The organism is Streptomyces sp. FIT100, from assembly GCF_024584805.1.
In the GTDB taxonomy this organism is placed as follows: domain Bacteria; phylum Actinomycetota; class Actinomycetes; order Streptomycetales; family Streptomycetaceae; genus Streptomyces.
Genome location: NZ_CP075715.1, coordinates 7069705 through 7090206 on the forward strand (window position 1 = coordinate 7069705; position 20502 = coordinate 7090206).

Here is a 20502-nt window from a genome sequence, read left to right on the forward strand (position 1 = left end):
CGCGGTTCAGGCTCCCTGGGCGCTTCTGAGCCCGTAACTCGCCCAGGCGGGCGCGGTTCCCGTGATCTGACAGATCATCAGATAGAGCGGGATCGGCGGGGTGTACGGGCTGGCGTCGTCGGGCCAGTGGATCAGCCGGGGCGCCGCCGGCACGTATGCGCCGGGCGAGTAGTACGAGGGCAGCGGCCAGGTCAGCTCGGTGTCGGAGCCCGCCGGGACGATCCACCACCACCAGTCCGTGTCCGAGTAGACACAGCCCGTGCGCGGCAGCCTGGACAGCATCCGCAGCCCGTGCCGTGCGGGCACCCCCACCGCGTCGTAACCCAGCGTGACGGGCAGTCCGGGCGGCACCTCCAGGCGCAGCCCGCCGGGGTCGCCGGCCCGCTCCCGTCCCCGCTCCCGTCCCTGCTCCCACCTGCGGGAGAGCAGGCCGCCCATGCTCCTCAGCACGTCCGCCCCGCGTCGAGCGCCAGCTCGGCCCAGACGATGCGGCCGGGGCCCGGCCGGGCGTCGTGCGCCCCCCAGGCGCTGCTCACGGCGTCCACCAGCAGCAGCCCGCGGCCGCGCTCCTCCGCCGATATGCGGCGCAGCCGGGGTTCGCCGGGCGGGCAGCCCTGGTCCTGCACCGCTATCCGCAGCTGCCCCTCGTCATCGCGCAGTTCGCGCAGTTCGCACAGCACGCGATCGCTCGCGGTGTGCACCACGGCGTTGGTGAAGAGCTCCGAGGTGACCAGGGCCGCCGTGTCCAGGGGGTCGCCGCCGATGCCCCAGCGCCGCATCCGCTCGTGGATGAGCCGGCGGGCCCGGGCGACCGACTCGGTCCTGCCGGGCAGCTCGAATCCGAAGCGGCGGACGGCCTGTGCGGGGGGAACCGGGGACACCGAGGAGTTCGGGGAGTTCGGGCTGTACTGACCGACGAGCTGGGAGCGGAGCGCGTTACCAGGAGCCACGACCGAGTCCTTCACGGTGGGGGAGCGACGCCGGACATGCCTGTCCCCGAGCAGGGCGTGCCGGCTTCGTGAACTGGTTCACCGAGCCACTCTCCACCCGGACGCGACACTTGGCAAGAGGCACTCTGAAAATTGCAGAGTGCCGTGTTCTCCGGGAAAGTGGCATGGCACACTCGTCCTGACATCGAGAACAGCGCGTGGGGAGGTCTGTAGTGAGCGAGCCGCGGTCGGCCCCCACCGTGGGACAGGTCGTGCTCGGCAAGCGACTGCAGGATCTGCGGGAGCGGGCCGGCCTGAAGCGCGAGGAGGCCGCCAAGGTGCTCCGCGTCGCCCCCGCCACCATCCGCCGGATGGAAATGGCCGAGGTCGCGCTGAAGATTCCCTACGTGCAACTCCTCCTCAGGGCCTACGGCATCGCCGACGACGAGGCCGAGGGCTTCGTCCAGCTCGCCGAGGAGGCCAACAGGCCCGGCTGGTGGCAGCGGTTCCACGACGTCCTGCCCGGCTGGTTCAGCATGTACGTCAGCCTGGAAGGGGCCGCCAGCCTCATCCGGGCCTACGAACCCCACTTCGTGCCCGGACTCCTCCAGACCGAGGAGTACGCGCGCGGTGTCATGCGCAGCGGAGCGCTCGGCGCCACCAGCGCCGATGACATCGAGCGGCATGTCGCACTGAGGATGGAGCGGCAGTCCCTGCTCACCAGGGCCGAGGCCCCCAGGTTCTGGGTGATCATGGACGAGACGGCGCTGCGCAGGCCCGTGGGCGGCCCGCAGACGATGCGGGCCCAGCTCGACCGGCTGCTGGAGGCCGCCGAACTGCCGAACGTCACGCTCCAGGTCGCGGAGTTCGCGAACGGGCCGCACCCCGGCACGTACGGGCCGTTCGTCCTCTTCCGGTTCGCGGTGCCCGAACTGCCCGACATGGTTTACAGCGAGTACCTGACCGGCGCGGTCTATCTCGACGCGCGCCCCGAGGTGGCGTCCCACCTCGAGGTCATGGACCGCATGGCGGCCCAGGCCGCCACCGCACAACGCACGAAGGACATCCTCCGGGGCGTCCGCAAGGAGCTGTGAATGGATCGCATATACAACGGCATGCCTGCCCGCGAGCTGGGCTCGGAGGGCTGGCACAAGCCGTGGAGCGGCGGCAACGGCGGCAACTGCATCGAGGCCATGAAGCTGGCCGACGGCAGGGTCGCGGTGCGCCAGTCCGCCGACCCTGACGGCCCCGCGCTGATCTACACCCACGGCGAGATCGCCGCTTTCATCCAAGGTGCCAAGTCCGGTCAGGCAGACTTCCTTCTGACGTGACCGGGGCACAACCCCCCACGCAGCACGCGCAGTTCCGTTCGTCCCTCAGTCGACCACCGTCGCAGACCCTTGGAGACGCCAGATGACCGGGCAGGACCCCACCGCGGTTCACATCGACACGAGCAAGCCCCACCCGGCCCGTATGTACGACTGGTTCCTCGGCGGCAAGGACAACTACCCGGTCGACGAGGAGATGGCCAGGCAGCTTCTCCAGCTCGACGCCCGCGGCCGGGACATGGCCCGCGTCAACCGGGCCTATATGCACCGCGCCACCCGCTGGCTCGGCGCCAACGGCATCCGCCAGTACCTCGACATCGGCACCGGCATCCCCACCGAGCCCAATCTGCACCAGATAGCCCAGGAAGTCGCGCCCGAGTCGCGCGTCGTCTACTGCGACAACGACCCGATCGTGCTCGCGCACGCCGAGGCGCTGCTGCGCAGCACCCCCGAGGGCGCCACCGAGTACATCCAGGCCGACGCCCGCGACCCCGAGGCGATCCTGGAGGCCGCGGGCAAGGTCCTCGACTTCTCGAAGCCGATCGCCCTGTCGCTGCTGGCGCTGCTGCACTTCGTGTCCGACGAGGACGGCGCGTACGAGCTGGTGGACCGGCTGGTCCAGCAGCTCGCACCCGGCAGCTACCTCGTGCTCTCGCACACCACCGGCGACTTCGACCCGGCGAAGGCGGAGCAGGCCCGCGCCATGTACACGGCGCGGGGCCTGACGCTGGCGCTGCGCACCCGCGAGGAGTTCGCGCGCTTCTTCGACGGACTCGACCTCGTCGAGCCGGGCGTCTCGCTGACCGCGGAGTGGCACCCGGAGCTCGGCGAGCTCATCGAGGTCCTCGGCGACGAGCCGATCCCGGGATACGCGGGCGTCGCACGCGTGCGCTAGCTAGGGAGTGTCTTCACAGTGGCGTCGTCCGCCCGAAGGGCGGGCCTGGCGGCGTCTGGTGGGTGCGATCGCAAGGCGGAGGAGGGAGTCCATGCGGTGGGGGCACCTCCCGTGCCCGAAGGGCTACGGGGGACATAGGCGACCGACGACAACGCGGCGAGGGTGCGTGCCAGGCGTCGCCGGGCAGACGGGACTTTGAAGACACGACCTAGCCACAATGCCGCCTGGCGAGTGAGCCGAAGGGGCGCGTGGCTGTCGAAAGGGAGAACGCGCACAGGCCCCGAGGAACGAGGGGCCGAGCACGATCGACCGTCGACAGACGCTGAAGCGCCCCGGAGGTGAACCGAGCCCTCATGAAGGAGGCAGCAGGGTGACGAGGAAACCCGTCGCCCTGCTGACGTTTCCGGCCGCGTCGATCGTCCGGTGCTCGATCGTGTGGGTGCCGTAGTCGGGCGTGGCGTCGTCCCAGGGCACGACGCGCGGCGTGCCCAGCTTGCCGTAGACGAGGTCGTCGATGACCGTGCCGCCCGGGGTGAAGCGGAACGGCGCGTCGGCGTCGGTCGGCCAGCCGTAGTAGGTGTACCAGCCGTCCCCGTCCACCCGGAACTGCGAGACCACCGCGCCGGGTCGGCCGTCGCGCGCCGTCAGCTTCATCGTGAACGGCCCGTCGTACACGTACTCGGGCGGGCGGCCCGGCCGGCGGACCGTGCGCAGCGGCTCCGACAGCTCGTACGCGCCCACGGCCGCCGTCGCGTCCACGCTCCAGCGCAGCTCGGCCACCGTGCCGGCGATCCTCGCCGTGAGGGTGTGCGTGCCGGGACGCAACCGCAGCGCACCCAGGTCCAGATCGCGGTCGTTGCCGGTGCCGGCGAGCGGGCGGCCGTCGAGCGACCAGCGGACGGCCGGGATCCGGTCCGTGGGGTGCGTCGTGTCCGCGTGGACCACCGACTCCGCGCCGACCGGGCCGTCCGTGGCCGTGTGTCCGGTGAACGCGGCCGGGACCGGTGTGTGCGCGGTGCGTACGGAGGTGTCGACCGTCCAGCTCACGCTCCGGGTCAGCGCCGCCGACGCACGGACCGCGGGGTCGCGCACGAACGGGGTCGGGTCGGTGACGGTGGCCGTCAGCGTGTGCGTTCCCCCGGTGACGGCGACGCGGCGCAGATCGATCGTCCGGGCGCCCGCCGCCTGCCGCAGCGGCCGGCCGTCGAGCCGCCAGACGACGTCCAGTTCCCCGCCGACCGGGTGCAGCGTCTCGACCCACACCGTACGGTCGGCGCCGATCGGGGCCGCGTTCGGAGTGTGGCCCTGGACCAGGTTCACCTTGGCGGAGATCGCCTGGACCATCACCTCGCGCTCGACCTGGTCGAAGGCGTAGCCCAGCGTCTTCATCATCGAGTGCTTGCTCGGCCGCCAGACGCCCTTGGTGCTGTACATCCCGCCCTCGTACCTGCCGATGGCACCGCCCGACTCGCTCTCCTCGCCCAGCCAGCGCCACCACTTCGCCCGCTGGTCCCTCATCTGCCGCTCGGTCAGCAGCGTGTGGTGCACGGAGGACGGCTCGCCGCCTTCGTACGCGCCGCCGGGGACACCGCGCGCGTAGTAGTCGTACTCGTCCTGGAGCCGGCCCAGCGAATGCCCGATCTCGTGCGGGGTGATGAGCGAGGAGAGGGCGTTGCCGCCGGACGCCGTCGCGTAGGTGCCGCCCGCGCCCCCGTAGGTGTCGCTGTTGGCGAGCGCCACGATCTGGCGGTTGGCGCTCGACGTCCCGGCGACGAGATCGGCGAGCGCGGTCGCCGCGCCGCTGTCGACCGTGAGCAGCCGCTGCACGCTGTCCGGGTTGCAGCCGCCCCAGAACCCCATGTCCAGCGGGGTGTCACGGCGCGGCGCGTCCAGCGACGGATCGCAGTCGACGCCCTCCTCGGGCGACGGCACCTCGACCGCCCAGACGTTGATGTACGAACGGTAGGAGGCGAACGGCTCGATGCTCCACAGCACATTCAGGTGCTCGTCGACGTCGGCGCGGAACTCGTCCATGCCGGCCGCGGTGTAACCGTCGCCGAGGACGACGAGGTTGAACCGCTTGTCCGCCGGGCCGGTGGTCTGGACGGGCACGACGGCGGCGCTCTCGGTCACGGGCGCAGGGGCGGCGGAGGCGGCGCCGAGAGGGAGCCCGGTCAAGAGAAGGGCGCCCGCCGTGGCGAGCGCCAGAACTCTGGGAAGGCGTGTACCGGAGGTATCCATGCGGCGGGAGCGTAGATCCGGGCCAACGGCCCGTAAAGAGCGCCGTATCAGACGCCGGTCCACGCAACCAGCCCCAGCGGCACGCCCGCTGGGGAGCGTCTTCACAGTGGCGTCGTCCGCCCGGAGGGCGGGCCCGGCGGTGTCTGGTGCGTGCGATCGCAAGGCGGAGGAGGGGGAGTCCATGCGGTGGGGGCACCTCCCGTGCCCGAAGGGTCACGGGGGTGGGGACACCCCCCCCAGGCGCGAGCTCTGGGGAAGCGCGCCAGACACCGCCGGGCAGACGGGACTGTGAAGACACGACCTAGGACTGATTGCGTGTCCTGCCGTGCAGGGCCGGGATGTCCAGATGGCGGCAGGCCGCGAAGTGGACGTCGCCCATCCCCCGCTGGAGGATCGCCGACAACTGCACGTCGTGGGTGAACGTGATGGTCCGCCCGGCGAGCTGAGGGTCCCTCAGGTCGGCCACCAGCACCGTCGCCGCCTGGGTTGGGTCGAGCTGCACCGCGTAGCCGTTGTTCGTCACGGTCACCGCCACCGGGGTGCCGTGGATGTCCAGCCCGCTCGGCACATGGAGGGTGTAGTCGGGGATGGTGTGCCGGCCGTCGCGGGTGCTCTCGGGCGCCAGGTCGGTGCCGGTCTCCACCCGGGCCCCGTTGGCGTCCAGGACCGTGTTCCCGTGCTGGCAGTAGAGGTGCACCTTCGTGCCCGCGGGGACCCGGAAGTCCGCGGTCGTGTTGGTCCACGAGCCATGGCCGCTGAGGACGAGACCGTCCGTGCGGCCGGGCGTGTTGTGCGCCTCCCACTCGTCGGCGGTGCCGGCGTTCACCGTCGGCCGGGTGCTCGGCATCCGCTGCACCCCGGCCTCCGCCAGGGGTGCCGAACGGCGCTGCACGGCCGTGCGGCCCGGCAGACCGAGGTCGGGGGCCGCCCCCCGGGCCATCCGACGGCCGTTCGCCGCGGCCCGGACCTCGAACGCGTCCGAAGGGCTGGACACCTTGAGACCGGCGCCGTTCCCGGTCCCGGAAACCGGGCCGTGCGCCTGCTGGTGGACGTGATCGACCTCGTGGTACATCGTCTCGTCGTCCAGGCGCCGCCGCCCCGAGACGATGTGGGCCCCCGTGGTGTACGCGGCCGCGCCGAGCTCCTCGGCCGAGCGCTGTGCCACCGGACCGGTGTGCACCCGCACGTGCCCGAAGTCCATGCCGTACGCCTCTTCCGCCTTCGCGCGGATGCGCGGCTCCAGCGGCACGCCGGGGGTGGCGAGCGCCTCACCGACCGTGGACCGGCGCTGCACGGCCGGCTGCCCGGCGGAGGTCTCGGCGTGGCCGCAACCGGGACCGTGCTCGTGCCGCCCCGCCTCCACCGCGCGGACGACGGCCGCGTTGCCCGCCGCGAGCGGAAGGCCGGGCAGGCCGTGCGTCGATGTGCCGGAACCACTCGGGCGGGTGGGCCTGCCCTGGACCCCGGAATCGGTCTCGCGGTCCCTCGACTGCCGCCTGCGCACGACCGGCGCCTCCCTCAGTCGCTCGATAGCTGACGTTCCTGATCTACCGGTGGGGACGGACCTCGGGGAAGGACCTCCGGGGCAGACCGGGGGCAGACGTGTCGGCCCCGGCGTGCCGTGCGCGCCGCCGCAGGGCGCAACCGGCGAGCACCGCGACCGCCGCCGCACCGTACGCCCACGCGGTGATCGCGAAGGCGTCGCCGCCGGAGTGGACCGAGACGTACTTGGCCGCCCCGGCCGCCGCCACCGTGAGCCACTCCCACCTCCCGTCCAGCGCCACCAGCGCGACCAGCAGCAGCGCGTACCAGGAATAGCCGGGGGTCAGCAGCAGGAACGCGGTGCCGCTCACGAGCAGGGCGCCGCTCCAGGGCCGCTCGGGATCCCCCCGCCACAGCACGTACCCGACGACGCACACCATCGCGCCGGCCAGGGCCCACGCCGCCCAGCCGTCGGGCAGCACCAGCCGCAGCAGCGCGTAGCGGCTGCGTGCGGCGGCGTCCCCGTACCCCTCCTCCTCGACATAGCCGGACAGATAGCCGAGGACCGAGCGCCGCGACAGCAGGACATAAGGGAGGTAGACCAGCGCCACGACGGCCCCCGCGGGCAGCAGCACCGCTGCCGCGTCCCGCCATCGGCGCACCCCGGACAGCGCGCCCGGCAGCAGGATCGCGGGGAGCAGCTTGGTCGCGGTGGCCGCGCCCAGCAGCGCACCGCCCGCCACCCGCTGACGGACGACGACCGCGAGCCCGGCCACGCCCAGGAGCACGCCGAGGACGTCGGCGTGGGCGTTGTTCACGGCCTCCAGCGGGACCGCCGGGCACCACGCCCAGTACGCGGCCTGCCGCGGATCGCCGCCGCGGCGGCGCAGCACCAGCAGCAGCGCACCGGTGACGCCCACGGAGAGCAGCGCACCGCCGATCTGCAGCGGCTTGTGGCGGGTGCCGTCCGGGGAGAGCGTGTGGACCAGCAGGAAGTAGCCCTCGGCAACGGGCGGATAGATGGTGGGGACGTTCGGCCGGTTGAGCCGGGTGCAGTGCAGCGCGCCGCCCCCGGGCCCTTCGATCCTGGCCCGGTCCCGGCCCGTACAGACCGCGCCCGAAGGGAAGAGCCAGCCGTCGCGCAGCGCGGCCAGGGCAGGATCGGCGGGGGTGTGGTCGTACGGCGAGATCCCGGCGGCCTGCACCCGCCCGTCCCAGGCGTAGCGGAACATGTCCGTGCTCGTGGCGGGAGGGGCGAGCAGCCCCGTCGCGGCGACGACGGCACCGCCGCCGAGGACCAGCGCCACCGCGTGGCGCACCGGAGCCCTGCGCAGGCAGCACACCGCCGCGGCGAAGAGCAGCCAGCAGGCCCCGTACCACCAGGCGAGCCCGACGGCGTCCGTGTAGTAGCCGTCCCTGCGGACGGTCAGGGCGAGTACGGCGGCCAGCGCGGCGAGAAGAAGGGCGGTGGCGAGGGTGCGGCGGCTGATCACGCTGCTCAGCCTGGCAGCCGCGGGGCGCCCGGCCGAGGCGTGACGCGTGACGTCAGAGATCCGTAAGGTGCCGCAACCGCCCGGGAGGGGGCCGGCGGGGGTGTGATGGGAACCATGAAGCTCCGAAATGTCCGATGGCCGGCATGGCGGGTGCCCTCCGTCCGGCTGCCGGAAGTACCCATGCCGTCGTTCAAGGGCAGGCTGCACGACCCCCGCACCGCCACCGCCGTCGGCCGCTGGCTGGGCGTCGCGATCGCCGTGTGCTTTCTGACGGGCCTGATCAGCCACTTCCTGCAGAAGCCGCCCGACTGGCTCCAGCCGCTGCTGCCGCCGCGCCCGGTCTGGGGCTACCGGCTGACGCAGGGGCTGCACGTGGCCAGCGGCATCGCCGCGATCCCGCTGCTGCTGGCGAAGCTGTGGACCGTGTACCCCCGGCTGTTCGTGTGGCCGCCCGCCCGGAACGTACGGCACGCGCTGGAGCGGCTGTCGATCGCGGTACTGGTGGCGGCGGCCGTGTTCCAGCTGTTCAGCGGGCTGCTCAACATCGTCCAGTGGTATCCGTGGCCGTTCTCCTTCGTCCCCGTGCACTACGCCGTCGCCTGGGTGCTGGTGGGCGCGCTGCTGCTCCATCTCGCGGTCAAGGCGCCCGAGATCAGGGCGCACTGGAGCCGCCGCTCGGCCGGAACCCTGGAGCTCCCCGCGGAGGACCGGCCGGACCGGCGCTCCTTCCTCGCGGGCGTCGCGGCGGCGGTCGGCGCGGTCACCGTCGTCACCGTGGGCCAGTCCCTGACCCCGCTCAAGCGGCTGGACCTGCTGGCGCCGCGCCACCCCGACCACGGACCGCAGGGCCTGCCCGTCAACCGCACCGCTGCCGCCGCCGGGCTCGCCGCGGGCGTCGCGCCGGCGAGCTGGCGGCTCACCGTGACCGGCCCGCGGCCGTACGAACTCGGCCTCGCCGAACTGCGGGCCATGCCCCAGCACACCGTCACCCTCCCGATCGCCTGCGTCGAGGGCTGGAGCAAGTCCGCCGAGTGGACGGGCGTACGCGTCCGCGATCTGCTGGACCGAGCCGGGGCACCGCCGGGGGCGCTGCTGCGCGTGGTCTCGCTGGAACGGCGCGGCGCGTACCGGGTGATGGAGATGGGCCGGGGGTACGCCCGCGACCCGCTGACACTGCTCGCGCTGCGGCTCAACGGCGAGGTGCTCTCGCTCGACCACGGCTTCCCCGCGCGGATCATCGCCCCCAACCGCCCCGGTGTGCTCCAGACCAAGTGGGTCAGCCGGCTGGAGGTGCTGTGATGCGGTACGCACTGGGCGCGACGGGCGTCGCCCTGATGGGCTTCGGGGCCTGGCTGCTGTTCGGCTCGGGCGACGTACGCGACCCATGGGACGTCGTCGTCTGGCTCGCCGGCGCGGTCGTCCTTCACGACGGCCTCATCGCGCCGCTCGTCCTCGCGGTGGGCTTCCTCCTCGCCGCCCTGCCCGCACGCGGCGTGCTCCGCGCCGCCCTCGTCGTCTGCGGCGCCCTCACTCTGATCGCCCTGCCGCCCCTGCTGCGGCCCGGCGCGCCGACGAACCCCTCCGCCCTGCCCCTGGACTACCTGCGCAACTGGCTGCTGACGCTGGCGGTCGTCGCCGCCCTGACGGCCGCGGCGCTGCTGCTGCCGCGGGCGGCGCGTGTGCTCTCGGACCGTACGTCCCGCCGCCGGGCGCGGCGCGCGGCCGGTGATCCGGGTGGTGGCGGGGGTCCCGGCGAAGGCGGTCCCGGCGACGGGGGTTCAGGTGGTGGGAGTTCAGGCGACGGTGGTGCGAACGGCGGTGACGTCGGTGCTGGTGGCTCCGGCGCTGGTGGTCCGGACAACGGTGGTCCCGGCGACGGGGGTTCAGGTGGCGGGGGTTCAGGGGACGGTGGTCCCGGCGACGGGGGTTCAGGTGGCGGGGGTTCAGGGGACGGTGGTCCCGGCGACGGGGGTTCAGGTGGTGGGAGTTCAGGCGACGGTGGTGCGAACGGCGGTGACGTCGGTGCTGGTGGCTCCGGTGTCGGTGGTCCGGACAACGGTGGTCCCGGGAACGGGGGTTCAGGCGACGGTGGTGCGAACGGCGGTGACGTCGGCGCCGGTGGCTCCGGCTCCGGCGCCGGAGCCACCGCTCCCGGTGATGGGGGCCCCGGTGTCCCCGAGTCCAGGGGGCCCGAGCCCTCCGGGCCGGACTCCGGGGAGCCCGGCAGCCGTGACCGCTAGCCGCTGTCGTTCGGATCCTGCCCGGGCTCGCGTGTCCTGGCACGCACATCTGCTGCGTTGTCGTCGGTCACCGACTCCCTCGTAGCCTTTCGGGCACGGGAGGTGCCCCCACCGCGTCGACTCCTTCCTTCGCTTCACAGCGGCACGCACCGCTGTGCCATCAGCCGCTCCGCGCCGGGCCGCCCGCTGACCCGGCCTGATCCGAACGACAGGGCCTGGGGCACTTCAGTCCCCGGCGGCGAGCGCGGCCTCCGCCGCCGCGAGCGCCGCCGGGTGGCCGAAGAGGCCCGGCAGGCCGCCCGTGTGCAGGAACACCGTGCGCCGCCCGGGGCCGATCCCGCCGTCCCCGACGGCCGAGACCAGGCCGGCCATCGCCCGTCCGGTGTAGACCGGGTCGAGCACCAGGCCCTCGGTGCGGGCGGCCAGCGTCAACGCGGCCATGACCGGCTCCGTCAGGGTGCCGTAGCCCTTGCCGACCTGGTCGAGCCGGAGCCTCAGGTCCTGCGGGGCGCAGTCCGTGCCGGACAGGCCCGAGGCGAGCGCGGAGACGGTCCCGGCGGGATCCGGGACCGCGCCGCAGTGGACGCCTAGCACGCGGGCGGACCCGAGCGCGGCGACGAGGCCGGCCATCGTGCCGCCGGAGCCGACCGCGGTGACCACGGTGGTCAGGTCGGGGGCCTGGCCGAGGAGTTCGCGGCCGCACTCGGCGTAGCCGCGCGCGCCGAGCACGCCGGAGCCGCCGAAGGGGAGCAGCGCGGGGACCTCGCCCCGCTCCCGCAGCCGCTCGGCCACACGCTCGGCGGCCGGGCCGAGCGCCGCGCCGCTGACGTCGCCCGCCCAGACGACGGTGGCGCCGAAGAGGCCGTCGAGCGCGAGATTGCCCGAGCCCGACGCCCCGGGCGCACCGGCGAGTACGAGCACGACGTCGAGCCCGAGCCGGGCGCCCGCGGCGGCGGTCAGCCGGGCATGGTTGCTCTGCGGCGCACCGGTGGTCACCAGGGTGGTGGCGCCGTCGGCGAGCGCCGCGCCGCAGAGCCACTCCAGCTTGCGGATCTTGTTGCCGCCGCCGCCCAGGCCGGTGAGGTCGTCCCGTTTGACCCAGAGGTCGTCCGGGCCGAGGCCGAGCGCCTCGGCGAGCCTCGGCGCGGGTTCGAGCGGGGTGGGCCAGGTGCCGAGCCCGGCCCGTCGCGGGGCGTCGGCGGGGGTCGGCGTCGTGGTGGGCATCGGCGGCACCTTCGGGAGGGTTCAGCGGCGGCGGCGTTCGAGTGAGCCTCGCACGAATGCGGCCTGGCCGGCGTGTTGCAGGTCGTCGGCGATGACGCTCACCAGCCGGACGCCCAGGGTGACCGGAGGGGACCACGCCTCGTCCACGACCCGGTTCAGCGCCGTTCCCTTCAGACCCGTCACGAACTCCAGGGTCTCCTCGTGCACGGCGTCGAAGTAGCCGATCAGCAGCTCACCCGAGTCGACCCTGACCTGTGCCACCTGCTTGCCCGAGTGGCCGTAGCCGGTGGCCCCTTCGTCGAACGGAAGCCCGAAGCGGCCCACCCAGTCCTGGGACAGCCACACCTGCTCGCGGCCGGCCGCGTCCGCCACGTGGTCGTCCTGGATCCGGGTGAGGTGCCACACCAGCCAGCTGATGGAGTTGGCGCCGGGGTCGAGCCGGGCGTTCAGCTCCTCCGCCGAGAGCCCCTCGACCGCTCCGTGCACCACCTCCTGGATGCGTCCGAACGCGTCTGCGAGCACATCTGCGGTGTTCATACCGGGAGTGAACCGCGTGCCCCGCGAGCGGCTGAGGTCCGACACGCATGGCCGTCGGCCGCGTGGCCCTCCGCTGCGCGACCGCGCGACAGGGCCACGAAGGTCCTCCCCGCCGCCGTCCACAGTTCCGCCTGCCGCCAGCCGGTCGCCGTCGCATGGCCCAGCAGGGCCCGCAGGCCGACCCGGGCCCACGGGAACGGCGCGCCCAGTGCCCCGCTGCCGTCCGCCACACGGACGTCGACGCGTTCGTCCACGTCGACGGGGACCGCCTCGGCGATCAGGAGGCCGTCCGGGGCGACGAGTGCGGCGACCCGGGCCAGCAGGGCGCGCGGATCACCGCCTATGCCGATGTTGCCGTCGACGAGCAGCGCCGTACCCCAACCGCCCTCCCTCGGCAGCGGGTCGAAGACCGACCGGCACAGCGCGCTGCCGCCCGAGGCCACCGTCCGGGCGACCGCGGCGGGGCTGACGTCCACGCCGAGGGTCGCCCGGCCGAGCCCGGCCAGCGCCGCCACCAGCCGGCCGGGCCCGCACCCGATGTCCAGGACCGGGCCGCGGCAGCGGTCAAGGACGGTACGGTCCGCCGCGTCGGGCGCCGCACACCAGCGTTCGACCTCCAGCGGCAGCAGCCAGCCGTCGTGGCGGCGCAGGAACAGCGGGCCGCGGCCGGTGCGCAGGGCGTCCGCGTACGGGTCGGCATGCCAGGGGTCCGCCTCCGGCCGCTGCCGGGCGGCGGCCGTCGTCATCGCGCTCCGGCCGCGCGCGCGAGCCGCGCCACCGCGGCGGCGAACCGGCTGCCGGGCGCGGCGGCCGCCACCAGCCGGGCGTCCTCGGGCGTGTCGACATCCCTCAGGACCGGCAGGTCGTGCACCGTCAGACCGGCCTCGACCAGCCGCCGCCGCTGGAGCGCGCCCGTCTCCGGCACCGACATCGGCACCCCCGAGACCACTGCCGGATCGGGCTCGGCCAGCCCCAGGGCCCAGAAGCCGCCGTCCTCGGCGGGGCCGAACACGGCGCCTTCCGCGGTGAGTTCCAGGCCGCCGCCGAGCAGGTCGGGGGTCACCTGCGGTGTGTCCATCCCGATCAGGAGGGCGGGCCCGGAGCACGCCGCGAACGCCGCCGCGAGCCGGGCGTCCAGGCCACCCGTGGTCTGGGGCACGACCTCGATCCCGTCCGGCAGCCAGGGGCCCGGTGCGCCGTCGAGCACCAGGACGCGGCGTGCGGCCGGTGTGCGGCGCACGGCGTCCAGGGTGTCGGCGAGCGCGGCCTCGGCGAGGACGGCGGCGTCGGCGGGCGTGCACCAGGGGGTGAGGCGGGTCTTGACGCGGCCCGGCACGGGGGCCTTCGCGATGACGAGGAGGGTGGTCATGGCGCCTTTCGTCCAGGGAGGTGGTGGCGTACCGGGGGAGCCGAGCCGGTCCGGGGCCCGGCCCCGCAGGCGGCGCTACTCGCGGAGCACCGACCGCATGTCCCGCACCGCCTGCCAGGTGCCCCGCCAGGTGCCGGTCACCTTGGACCTGCCGGCCCGGGGCAGGTACGGCACGTCCACCTCGGCGACCCGCCATCCCGCGTCCGCCGCCCGCACCACCATCTGGAGCGGGTAGCCGCTGCGGCGGTCCGTCAGGTCCAGGCCGAGGAGGTCCTTGCGGCGGGCCGCGCGCAGGGGACCGAGGTCGTGGAGGCGCAGGCCGGTGCGGCGGTGGAGCATGCGGGAGAGGGCCAGGTTTCCGGCGCGGGCGTGCAGGGGCCACGCGCCCCGCCCGCGCGGGCGGCGGCGGCCCAGGACGAGGTCGGCCTCGCCGGACGCGATCCGGCGTACGAAGTCCGGCAGCAGGCCGGGGTCCAGCGAGGCGTCGCAGTCGCAGAAGCAGACGTACTCCGCCTCGGCGGCCAGCAGACCCGCGTGGCAGGCCGCGCCGAAGCCGCGCCGGGACTCGTGGACGACGGTCGCGCCGAGCGAGCGGGCGAGGTCCGCGGAGCCGTCCGTGGAGCCGTTGTCGACGACGACCGGCCGCCAGCCGGCCGGGATCCGCTCCAGGACCCAGGGGAGCGCCGCCGCCTCGTCGAGGCAGGGGAGCACGACATCCACCACCGCGTTCACCTCGCGAACTCCCGCATGCCCTCGGCGAAGCCGACCTCCGGCTTCCAGCCCAGCTCGGCCCGCAGCCGCCCCGAGTCCGCGGTGATGTGGCGGACGTCACCGAGCCGGAACTCCCCGGTCACCACCGGCTCGGGACCGCCGTGCGCGGCGGCCAGCGCGGCCGCCAGGTCGCCGACGGTGTGCGGGGTGCCGCTGCCGGTGTTGTACGCGGTGAGCAGGCCGGGCGCGCGGCCGCGCACGGCCTCAAGGGCGACCGTGTTGGCGGCGGCGACATCGCGCACGTGCACGAAGTCCCGCCGCTGGCGCCCGTCTTCGAAGACACGCGGCGGCTCGCCCCGCTGCAGCGCCGAGCGGAAGAAGGACGCCACTCCGGCGTACGGCGTGTCGCGCGGCATCCCCGGCCCGTACACGTTGTGGTACCGCAGCGCCACGGCACGGCCGTCCGTCGCCCGGGCCCAGGCCGCCGCCAGATGCTCCTGGGCGAGCTTCGTCGCCGCGTACACGTTGCGCGGGTCCGGCGGGGCGTCCTCGTCGACCGGACCGGGCGTCAACGCACGGCCGCAGACCGGGCAGCCGGGCTCGAAGCGGCCCGCCTCCAGGGCCGCGACCGGCCGCGGGCCCGGCCGGACCCGGCCGTGCTCCGGGCAGTCGTACCGGCCCTCGCCGTACACCACCATCGACCCGGCGAGCACCAGGTCGCGCACACCGGCCTCCGCCATCGCGGCGAGCAGTACCGCCGTGCCGAGATCGTTGACGCCGACGTATTCGGGCGCGTCGGCGAAGTCCTTGCCGAGGCCGACCATCGCCGCCTGGTGGCAGACCGCGTCGGCGCCGCGCAGCGCCCCGGCGACCGCCTCTCGGTCGCGGACGTCCCCGCGGACCGATTCGGCGGAGGGGAAGGGCCGCAGGTCGAGGACGACGGGTTCATGGCCGCGGGCGGCGAGCGCGGCCACGACGTGCGTGCCGATGAATCCCGCGCCTCCGGTGACGAGTACTCGCATGTCACCGACGCTACGGCGCGGATCACCGTTCGCCCCGGTCACACGCGGGGGCGTCACAGGTCCGTAAGGACTGGGCCGTGTCCTCGAAGTCCCGTCCGCCCGGCGGCGCCCGGCGCGCACGAACGCCGCTCTCCCTGGGCCCCGCGGGCCCGGGAGGCGCCCCGCCGCACGGCTCCGGATGGCTCCGGGTGGACTCCTTCAGGTGGACTCCTTCCTCCGCCTTCCTCCGCCTTGCGACGGCGCGCACCGGACGCCGCCGGGCCCGCGCTTCGGGCGGACGACGCTACGTCGGCGACGCAGCCTGCACTCCCTCGGGGCGGGCGTTCGGATCTCGCCGGGCTCGCATGCCCCGGCACCGGCACGCTCCCTCCAGTGACGGGTCCTACGCCCGGCTCAGCCGCACCGTCAGGATCTGGAAGGGGCGCAGTGACAGCGGCACCGCGGTGCCGTCCACCACCGGGACCGGCTCGGCGACCGGGCGTTCCAGCAGATCGGTGAGGACCGCCCCGGCCACGCGGAACCCGGGCCGCAGCACCGTCTCCGCCCGCCCGCCCAGCGACTCGTACAGCCGGACGACGACATCGCCGGAGCCGTCGTCCGCGAGCTTCACCGCCTCCACCGCCGCCGACGGCCCGTCCGTCGTGACGACGGGCGGCATGTGCGCCCCGCCGGGGCCGACCCGCAGCGGCAGGTTCAGCGCGTACCCCTCCGCCACCGCGTCCTCGATCGTGGCGCCCGGCAGCAGGGAGTAGGTGAAGCGGTGCAGGCCCTGGTCGGCCCCCGGGTCGGGCACGCGCGGGGCGCGCACCAGGCTCAGCCGTACCGTCGTCGTCGTGCCGCCGTCCTCCTCGCGTGTCGTACGAGAGACGTCGTGGCCGTACGTGGCGTCGTTGACGACCGCGACGCCGTAGCCGGGCTCGCCGATGTGCACCCAGCGGTGGCCGTACACCTCGAACCGGGCCGCCTCCCAGCTGGTGTTGGTGTGCGTGGGCCGGTGGACATGGCCGAACTGGATCTCGGCGGCGGACCGGTCCGCGCGCACATCGACCGGGAACGCGGCCTTGAGGATCTTCTCCTTCTCCTGCCAGTCGATCTCGGTCGCGACGTCGATACGCGGGCTGCCCGCCCGGACGGTGACGGTCTGCACGATCCGCGAGCCCCTGCCGAAGCTCCGCTCCACACGGAGCGCGCCCAGCAGCCGGCTCTCCTCGGCGATCCTGATCGCCGCTCCGTCCAGCAGATCCGTGAAGCGGCCCAGATAGTGCTTGTCGATGTCCCAGGCGTCCCAGTAGTTGGGCAGATCGGTGTGCAGCCGCAGCAGATTGCCCTTGCCGCCGGGCGCCAGCACCTCGCGTCCGGCGGCCAGGTCGCGTACGGACCTGAAGGTGCCGTCGTCGGCCAGCTCGACCCGTACCAGACCGTTGTCGAGGGACCGGTTGGTGACCGTGACGGGCTCGTGCGCCGGGTCCCCGGTGGTCACCGGAGCGCAGCCGGCCGCGGGCACCTCGGCGAAGACCGCCGCCGAACCGTCCGACAGCCGCGGCAGACCCGGATCGAGGACATCGGCCAGCACGCCCGGCACGCGGACGACCTCGGCCCGGTCCCGCGGACCCGCGTTGTACACCCAGGGCGCCACAGGACCGGCCCCGCCCACCGCCTCGAGCGCCTGTGCCGTCAGCGCCTCCAGCTCGGCCGCGACCCGCGCGTACTCGGCCTCCGCCTCCCGGTGCACCCAGGCGATCGAGGAGCCCGGCAGGATGTCGTGGAACTGGTGCAGCAGCACCGTCTTCCACAGCGCGTCCAGCTCCTCGTGCGGATACGCGTACCCGGGTACGTGCAGCGCCGCGGCCGTCGCCCACAACTCGGTCTCGCGCAGGGAGTGTTCGCTGCGCCGGTTGCCCTGCTTGGTGCGGGCCTGCGTGGTGTACGTCGCCCGGTGCAGCTCCAGATAGAGCTCGCCGGACCAGACGGGTGCGTCGGGGTACTCGGCCCGCGCCGCCTTGAAGAAGGCGTCCGGATGCTCGATCACGACCTTCGGCGAGCCCTCCAGATCGGCCAGCCGCCGCGCCCGCTCCAGCATCTCCCGGTTGGGCCCGCCCCCGCCGTCGCCGTGCCCGAACGGCGCCAGCGACCGCGTACCGCGCCCCTTCTCGCGGTAGTTGCGCACCGCGTGCGCCATCTCCCGCCCGGAGAAGACCACGTTGTAGGTGTCGACGGGCGGGAAGTGCGTGAAGACCCGGGAGCCGTCGATCCCCTCCCACCAGAAGGTGTGGTGGGGGAAGGCGTTGGTCTGGTTCCAGGACAGCTTCTGCGTCAGGAACCACTCCATGCCGGCCAGCCTCGCCAGCTGCGGGAAGGCCGCCGTGTACCCGAACGAGTCCGGCAGCCACACCCCTTGCGTCTCGATGCCGAAGGCGTCGAGGAAGAAGCGCTTGCCGTGCACGAGCTGGCGGGCCAGCGCCTCGCCGCCCGGCAGATTGCCGTCGGCCTCCACCCACATCCCGCCGACCGGCGCCCACTGCCCGCCGTGCACCGCCTCCTCGATCCGGGCCCACACCTGCGGGTGGCTCTCGCGCACCCACGCGTACTGCTGGGCCTGCGAGCAGGCGAAGACGAACTCCGGGTACTCCTTCGCCAGCGCCGTCACGTTGGAGAACGTACGGGCCGTCTTGCGCCTGGTCTCGCGCAGCGGCCAGAGCCAGGCGGTGTCGATGTGCGCGTGCCCGACCGCCGAGAGGGTGTGCGCGCCGCCGTGCGCGGGCCGCGCCAGGGCGTCCGCGAGGACCGCACGGGCCGCGGTGGCCGTGCCGGAGACGTCGTCCAGGTCCAGGGCGTCCATCGCCCGGTCGAGGGTGTGCAGGAGTTCGTGGCGGCGCGGGTCGTGCTCGTCCAGCTCCAGCATCAGTTCGCGCAGCACCTGGAGGTCCAGGGAGAGCTGCCAGACGCCCTCGTCGAGCACGGCGAGATCGGCGCGGGTGAAGGTGTAGAGCGGTGCGCTGCCCGCCGTGCGCCTGTCGCCCATCGGGGTCGGCCGGCGGAAGCGGTCGGCGAGGATGTCCGGGTTGGAGGCGGCCTCCACGAAGAAGTCGACCTGTTCACCGCCGGCCGCGGGGGCGGCGACGGACACGTACTGGTTCTGCGGGTTGACCGCCTTGAGCGGGGTGCCGTCCGGGAGGTGGACCAGCGCCTCGGCCTGGTTGCCCGGCCAGCCGCTGGTGAAGCCCAGGTCGAACCAGGCTTCGACGCGCCGCCCCGCCCACTCGGCCGGCACCTCGCCGCGCACCCGGAACCAGGTCGTGCCCCACGGCGGACCCCATGCCGTGCCCGTCGCGAACGGCTCGTACGCCGCCTCGCGGGCCTCCTCGAACGGCACCGGTTCGTCCGGCACCTGCCAGGCCGCCACGGTCAGCGGCACGGTGGCCGAGTGGATCAGTGGCAGGACCCGCTGGTCCAGTACGCGTTCGACCCGCTGCTCGATCCTCCGGCGTTCGTCGTGCATGGTTGGGGCACCTACTTCCGGTCGAGATAGGCGAGTCCGGGATGTGCGTGCGTGTACCCGTCGAGGAGGCGACGGGCGACGGTGACGGAGTCGACGAGCGGGTGGAGGGCGAAGGCCCTGACGGCGGCGGCCCGCGAGCCGCTGTCGGCGGCGGCGATGACCTCCCGTTCGACCGCCTTGACCGAGGCGACCAGGCCGGCCGCGTGGCCGGGGAGCGGATCGGCCGCGTACGGGTGGGCGCCGTTGGCGTCGACGAGGCACGGCACCTCGATCACGGCGTCCGCGTCGAGCAGCGAAAGGGTGGTGCCGTTGCGGACGTTGAGGATGAGCGTGGCCCGCTCGTCGCGGGCGATGGCCCGCATGAGCGCGAGCGCGACCTGCTCGTAGCCGCCGGACTCGGGGGCCTGGCCGTCCGCGGCCCGTTCGCCCGCGCCGGCGCTCGCCCGGTTGTCCGCCATGTACGTGGCCTCGCGCTCGGCGCGGGTCGCCTCCCAGCTCCTGAGGGACGGCTCCGCGTAGAACGCGGCCTGCTGGTCGCGCAGGAACGTGCCCCGGGTCCGCCCCGCGGACCGGTACGCGGCCACGGTCTCCCGGTTGAAGTAGTAGTAGTGCAGGTACTCGTTGGGGACCGCGCCGAGCGAGCGCAGCCACTCGGCGCCGAAGAGCCGGCCCTCCTCGAACGAGCCGAGGGCGTCCGCGTCGGCGAGGAGCCGGGGGAGCGCGTCGCGGCCGGCGACGCGCAGGCCCCGCAGCCAGCCGAGGTGGTTGAGCCCGACGTAGTCGATCCAGGCGTCGGCGGGGTCGGCGAGGCCGAGGGCGCGGGCCACGCGCCGGCCGAGGCCGACGGGCGAGTCGCAGATGCCGATGACGCGGTCGCCGAGCACCCGGGACATGGCCTCGGTGACCAGACCGGCCGGGTTGGTGAAGTTGATGGTCCAGGCGTCCGGCGCGAGCGCGGCGATCCGACGGGCGATGTCCATGGCCACGGGTACCGTCCGCAGCCCGTACGCGACACCGCCCGCGCCGACCGTCTCCTGGCCCAGCACCCCCTCGGCCAGGGCGATGCGCTCGTCGGCCGCGCGGCCTTCGAGACCGCCGACGCGGATCGCGGAGAAGACGAAGTCGGCGCCGCGCAGGGCCTCGTCGAGGCCGGTGGCGACGGTGACCTCCGGGGCGCCGGGGATCCCGGCCGCCTGCTCGGCGAGCACGGCGCCGACGGCCGCCGGCCGGGCCGGGTCGACGTCGTGCAGGGTGACGTGGGTGATCCGGCCCTCGGCGCGGTCGCCGAGCAGGGCGCCGTACACCAGCGGCACACGGAAGCCTCCGCCGCCGAGAATCGTCAGCCTCATGCCGTGACCGTCCTCGTCCCTCGACCGTCCTCGTCGACCGTGCCGGTGCCGGAGCCCGTGCCCGTGCCCGCGCCGGTCTTCGTGCCCTGTCCGTGCTGTGCCCGCGTCGTGCTTGCTCATGCGCTCGCCATCCACGCTGTCACTCTTCGCGGGGGCTGCTCAATCACCGCGGCAGGAGTCGTT

The 20502-nt window shown here is 74.0% G+C and carries 18 protein-coding genes; 5 read left to right on the forward strand and 13 right to left on the reverse strand.

Features of this window, described 5'->3' with window-relative positions:
* Positions 1–6: 6 nt before the first annotated feature.
* Together KK483_RS31565 and KK483_RS31570 are read right to left on the reverse strand one after the other, a co-directional pair.
* Positions 7–438, reverse strand: a complete 432-nt coding sequence (locus tag KK483_RS31565; RefSeq protein ID WP_262009770.1) for a hypothetical protein — start codon at positions 436–438, stop codon at positions 7–9.
* Between the two features lie 5 nt (positions 439–443).
* Positions 444–881, reverse strand: a complete 438-nt coding sequence (locus KK483_RS31570; protein ID WP_262009771.1) for an ATP-binding protein — start codon at positions 879–881, stop codon at positions 444–446.
* Between the two features lie 281 nt (positions 882–1162).
* Here KK483_RS31570 and KK483_RS31575 point away from each other — a divergent pair, with 281 nt between their 5' ends.
* From KK483_RS31575 to KK483_RS31585, 3 genes are all read left to right on the forward strand, one after another.
* On the forward strand, positions 1163–2023 hold the full coding sequence (locus KK483_RS31575) for a helix-turn-helix transcriptional regulator (RefSeq protein WP_262008625.1): 861 nt from the start codon (positions 1163–1165) through the stop codon (positions 2021–2023).
* On the forward strand, positions 2024–2260 hold the full coding sequence (locus KK483_RS31580; protein ID WP_093657991.1) for a DUF397 domain-containing protein: 237 nt from the start codon (positions 2024–2026) through the stop codon (positions 2258–2260).
* 82 nt (positions 2261–2342) lie between these two features.
* A complete protein-coding gene (locus KK483_RS31585; protein ID WP_262008626.1) occupies positions 2343–3152 on the forward strand; it encodes an SAM-dependent methyltransferase in 810 nt (269 codons plus the stop codon).
* Between the two features lie 351 nt (positions 3153–3503).
* On the opposite strand, the gene KK483_RS31590 is transcribed toward KK483_RS31585, so the two are convergent.
* The 3 genes from KK483_RS31590 to KK483_RS31600 form a co-directional block, all read right to left on the reverse strand.
* Positions 3504–5285 (reverse strand): M64 family metallopeptidase, encoded by a 1782-nt coding sequence (locus KK483_RS31590; RefSeq protein ID WP_262008627.1) that lies wholly within the window; start codon positions 5283–5285, stop codon positions 3504–3506.
* A gap of 409 nt (positions 5286–5694) precedes the next feature.
* On the reverse strand, positions 5695–6897 hold the full coding sequence (locus KK483_RS31595) for a DUF4157 domain-containing protein (RefSeq protein WP_262008628.1): 1203 nt from the start codon (positions 6895–6897) through the stop codon (positions 5695–5697).
* Between the two features lie 43 nt (positions 6898–6940).
* Entirely contained in the window at positions 6941–8368 is a 1428-nt protein-coding gene (locus tag KK483_RS31600) for a glycosyltransferase 87 family protein (RefSeq protein WP_399015499.1), read from the reverse strand.
* Positions 8369–8548: 180 nt separating this feature from the next.
* On the opposite strand from KK483_RS31600, the gene KK483_RS31605 reads away from it, so the two are divergent.
* Positions 8549–9667 carry a molybdopterin-dependent oxidoreductase gene (locus tag KK483_RS31605; protein WP_262008629.1) on the forward strand — a complete coding sequence of 373 codons (1119 nt, stop codon included), beginning with the start codon at positions 8549–8551 and terminating at the stop codon, positions 9665–9667.
* Positions 9667–10608 (forward strand): hypothetical protein, encoded by a 942-nt coding sequence (locus KK483_RS35390; RefSeq protein WP_313879493.1) that lies wholly within the window; start codon positions 9667–9669, stop codon positions 10606–10608. The genes KK483_RS31605 and KK483_RS35390 overlap by 1 nt, the downstream gene beginning before the upstream one ends.
* A gap of 225 nt (positions 10609–10833) precedes the next feature.
* Here the strand turns inward: KK483_RS35390 and KK483_RS31615 are convergent, their stop codons facing one another.
* The 8 genes from KK483_RS31615 to KK483_RS31650 all read right to left on the reverse strand — a co-directional run bounded on the left by KK483_RS31615 (position 10834) and on the right by KK483_RS31650 (position 20319).
* A complete protein-coding gene (locus KK483_RS31615) occupies positions 10834–11832 on the reverse strand; it encodes a D-cysteine desulfhydrase family protein (protein WP_262008630.1) in 999 nt (332 codons plus the stop codon).
* A gap of 21 nt (positions 11833–11853) precedes the next feature.
* Entirely contained in the window at positions 11854–12369 is a 516-nt protein-coding gene (locus KK483_RS31620; RefSeq protein WP_262008631.1) for a mycothiol transferase, read from the reverse strand.
* Positions 12366–13115: a class I SAM-dependent methyltransferase gene (locus KK483_RS31625; protein ID WP_262008632.1), complete on the reverse strand. Its 750-nt coding sequence runs from the start codon at positions 13113–13115 to the stop codon at positions 12366–12368. The genes KK483_RS31620 and KK483_RS31625 overlap by 4 nt, the downstream gene beginning before the upstream one ends.
* Positions 13112–13738, reverse strand: coding sequence for a DUF2064 domain-containing protein (locus KK483_RS31630; RefSeq protein WP_262008633.1), 627 nt, complete (start codon positions 13736–13738; stop codon positions 13112–13114). Before KK483_RS31630 ends, KK483_RS31625 begins: the two co-directional genes overlap by 4 nt.
* A gap of 75 nt (positions 13739–13813) precedes the next feature.
* Positions 13814–14470, reverse strand: coding sequence for a glycosyltransferase family 2 protein (locus KK483_RS31635; protein ID WP_262008634.1), 657 nt, complete (start codon positions 14468–14470; stop codon positions 13814–13816).
* Positions 14467–15471 carry an NAD(P)-dependent oxidoreductase gene (locus KK483_RS31640; RefSeq protein WP_262008635.1) on the reverse strand — a complete coding sequence of 335 codons (1005 nt, stop codon included), beginning with the start codon at positions 15469–15471 and terminating at the stop codon, positions 14467–14469. The genes KK483_RS31635 and KK483_RS31640 overlap by 4 nt, the downstream gene beginning before the upstream one ends.
* 382 nt (positions 15472–15853) lie before the next feature.
* Positions 15854–18970 carry a glycoside hydrolase family 38 C-terminal domain-containing protein gene (locus tag KK483_RS31645; protein WP_262008636.1) on the reverse strand — a complete coding sequence of 1039 codons (3117 nt, stop codon included), beginning with the start codon at positions 18968–18970 and terminating at the stop codon, positions 15854–15856.
* A gap of 11 nt (positions 18971–18981) precedes the next feature.
* A complete protein-coding gene (locus KK483_RS31650; protein WP_262008637.1) occupies positions 18982–20319 on the reverse strand; it encodes a 6-phospho-beta-glucosidase in 1338 nt (445 codons plus the stop codon).
* Positions 20320–20502: the final 183 nt, after the last annotated feature.

What these genes read in the sequence shown, in the direction of transcription:
- KK483_RS31620 (WP_262008631.1), bottom strand. Translation starts at nt 12,369, where the DNA reads ATGAACACCGCAGATGTGCTCGCAGACGCGTTCGGACGCATCCAGGAG.
- KK483_RS35390 (WP_313879493.1), top strand. Translation starts at nt 9,667, where the DNA reads ATGCGGTACGCACTGGGCGCGACGGGCGTCGCCCTGATGGGCTTCGGG.
- KK483_RS31640 (WP_262008635.1), bottom strand. Translation starts at nt 15,471, where the DNA reads ATGCGAGTACTCGTCACCGGAGGCGCGGGATTCATCGGCACGCACGTC.
- KK483_RS31615 (WP_262008630.1), bottom strand. Translation starts at nt 11,832, where the DNA reads ATGCCCACCACGACGCCGACCCCCGCCGACGCCCCGCGACGGGCCGGG.
- KK483_RS31605 (WP_262008629.1), top strand. Translation starts at nt 8,549, where the DNA reads ATGCCGTCGTTCAAGGGCAGGCTGCACGACCCCCGCACCGCCACCGCC.
- KK483_RS31580 (WP_093657991.1), top strand. Translation starts at nt 2,024, where the DNA reads ATGGATCGCATATACAACGGCATGCCTGCCCGCGAGCTGGGCTCGGAG.
- KK483_RS31630 (WP_262008633.1), bottom strand. Translation starts at nt 13,738, where the DNA reads ATGACCACCCTCCTCGTCATCGCGAAGGCCCCCGTGCCGGGCCGCGTC.
- KK483_RS31565 (WP_262009770.1), bottom strand. Translation starts at nt 438, where the DNA reads ATGGGCGGCCTGCTCTCCCGCAGGTGGGAGCAGGGACGGGAGCGGGGA.
- KK483_RS31585 (WP_262008626.1), top strand. Translation starts at nt 2,343, where the DNA reads ATGACCGGGCAGGACCCCACCGCGGTTCACATCGACACGAGCAAGCCC.
- KK483_RS31650 (WP_262008637.1), bottom strand. Translation starts at nt 20,319, where the DNA reads ATGAGGCTGACGATTCTCGGCGGCGGAGGCTTCCGTGTGCCGCTGGTG.
- KK483_RS31625 (WP_262008632.1), bottom strand. Translation starts at nt 13,115, where the DNA reads ATGACGACGGCCGCCGCCCGGCAGCGGCCGGAGGCGGACCCCTGGCAT.
- KK483_RS31645 (WP_262008636.1), bottom strand. Translation starts at nt 18,970, where the DNA reads ATGCACGACGAACGCCGGAGGATCGAGCAGCGGGTCGAACGCGTACTG.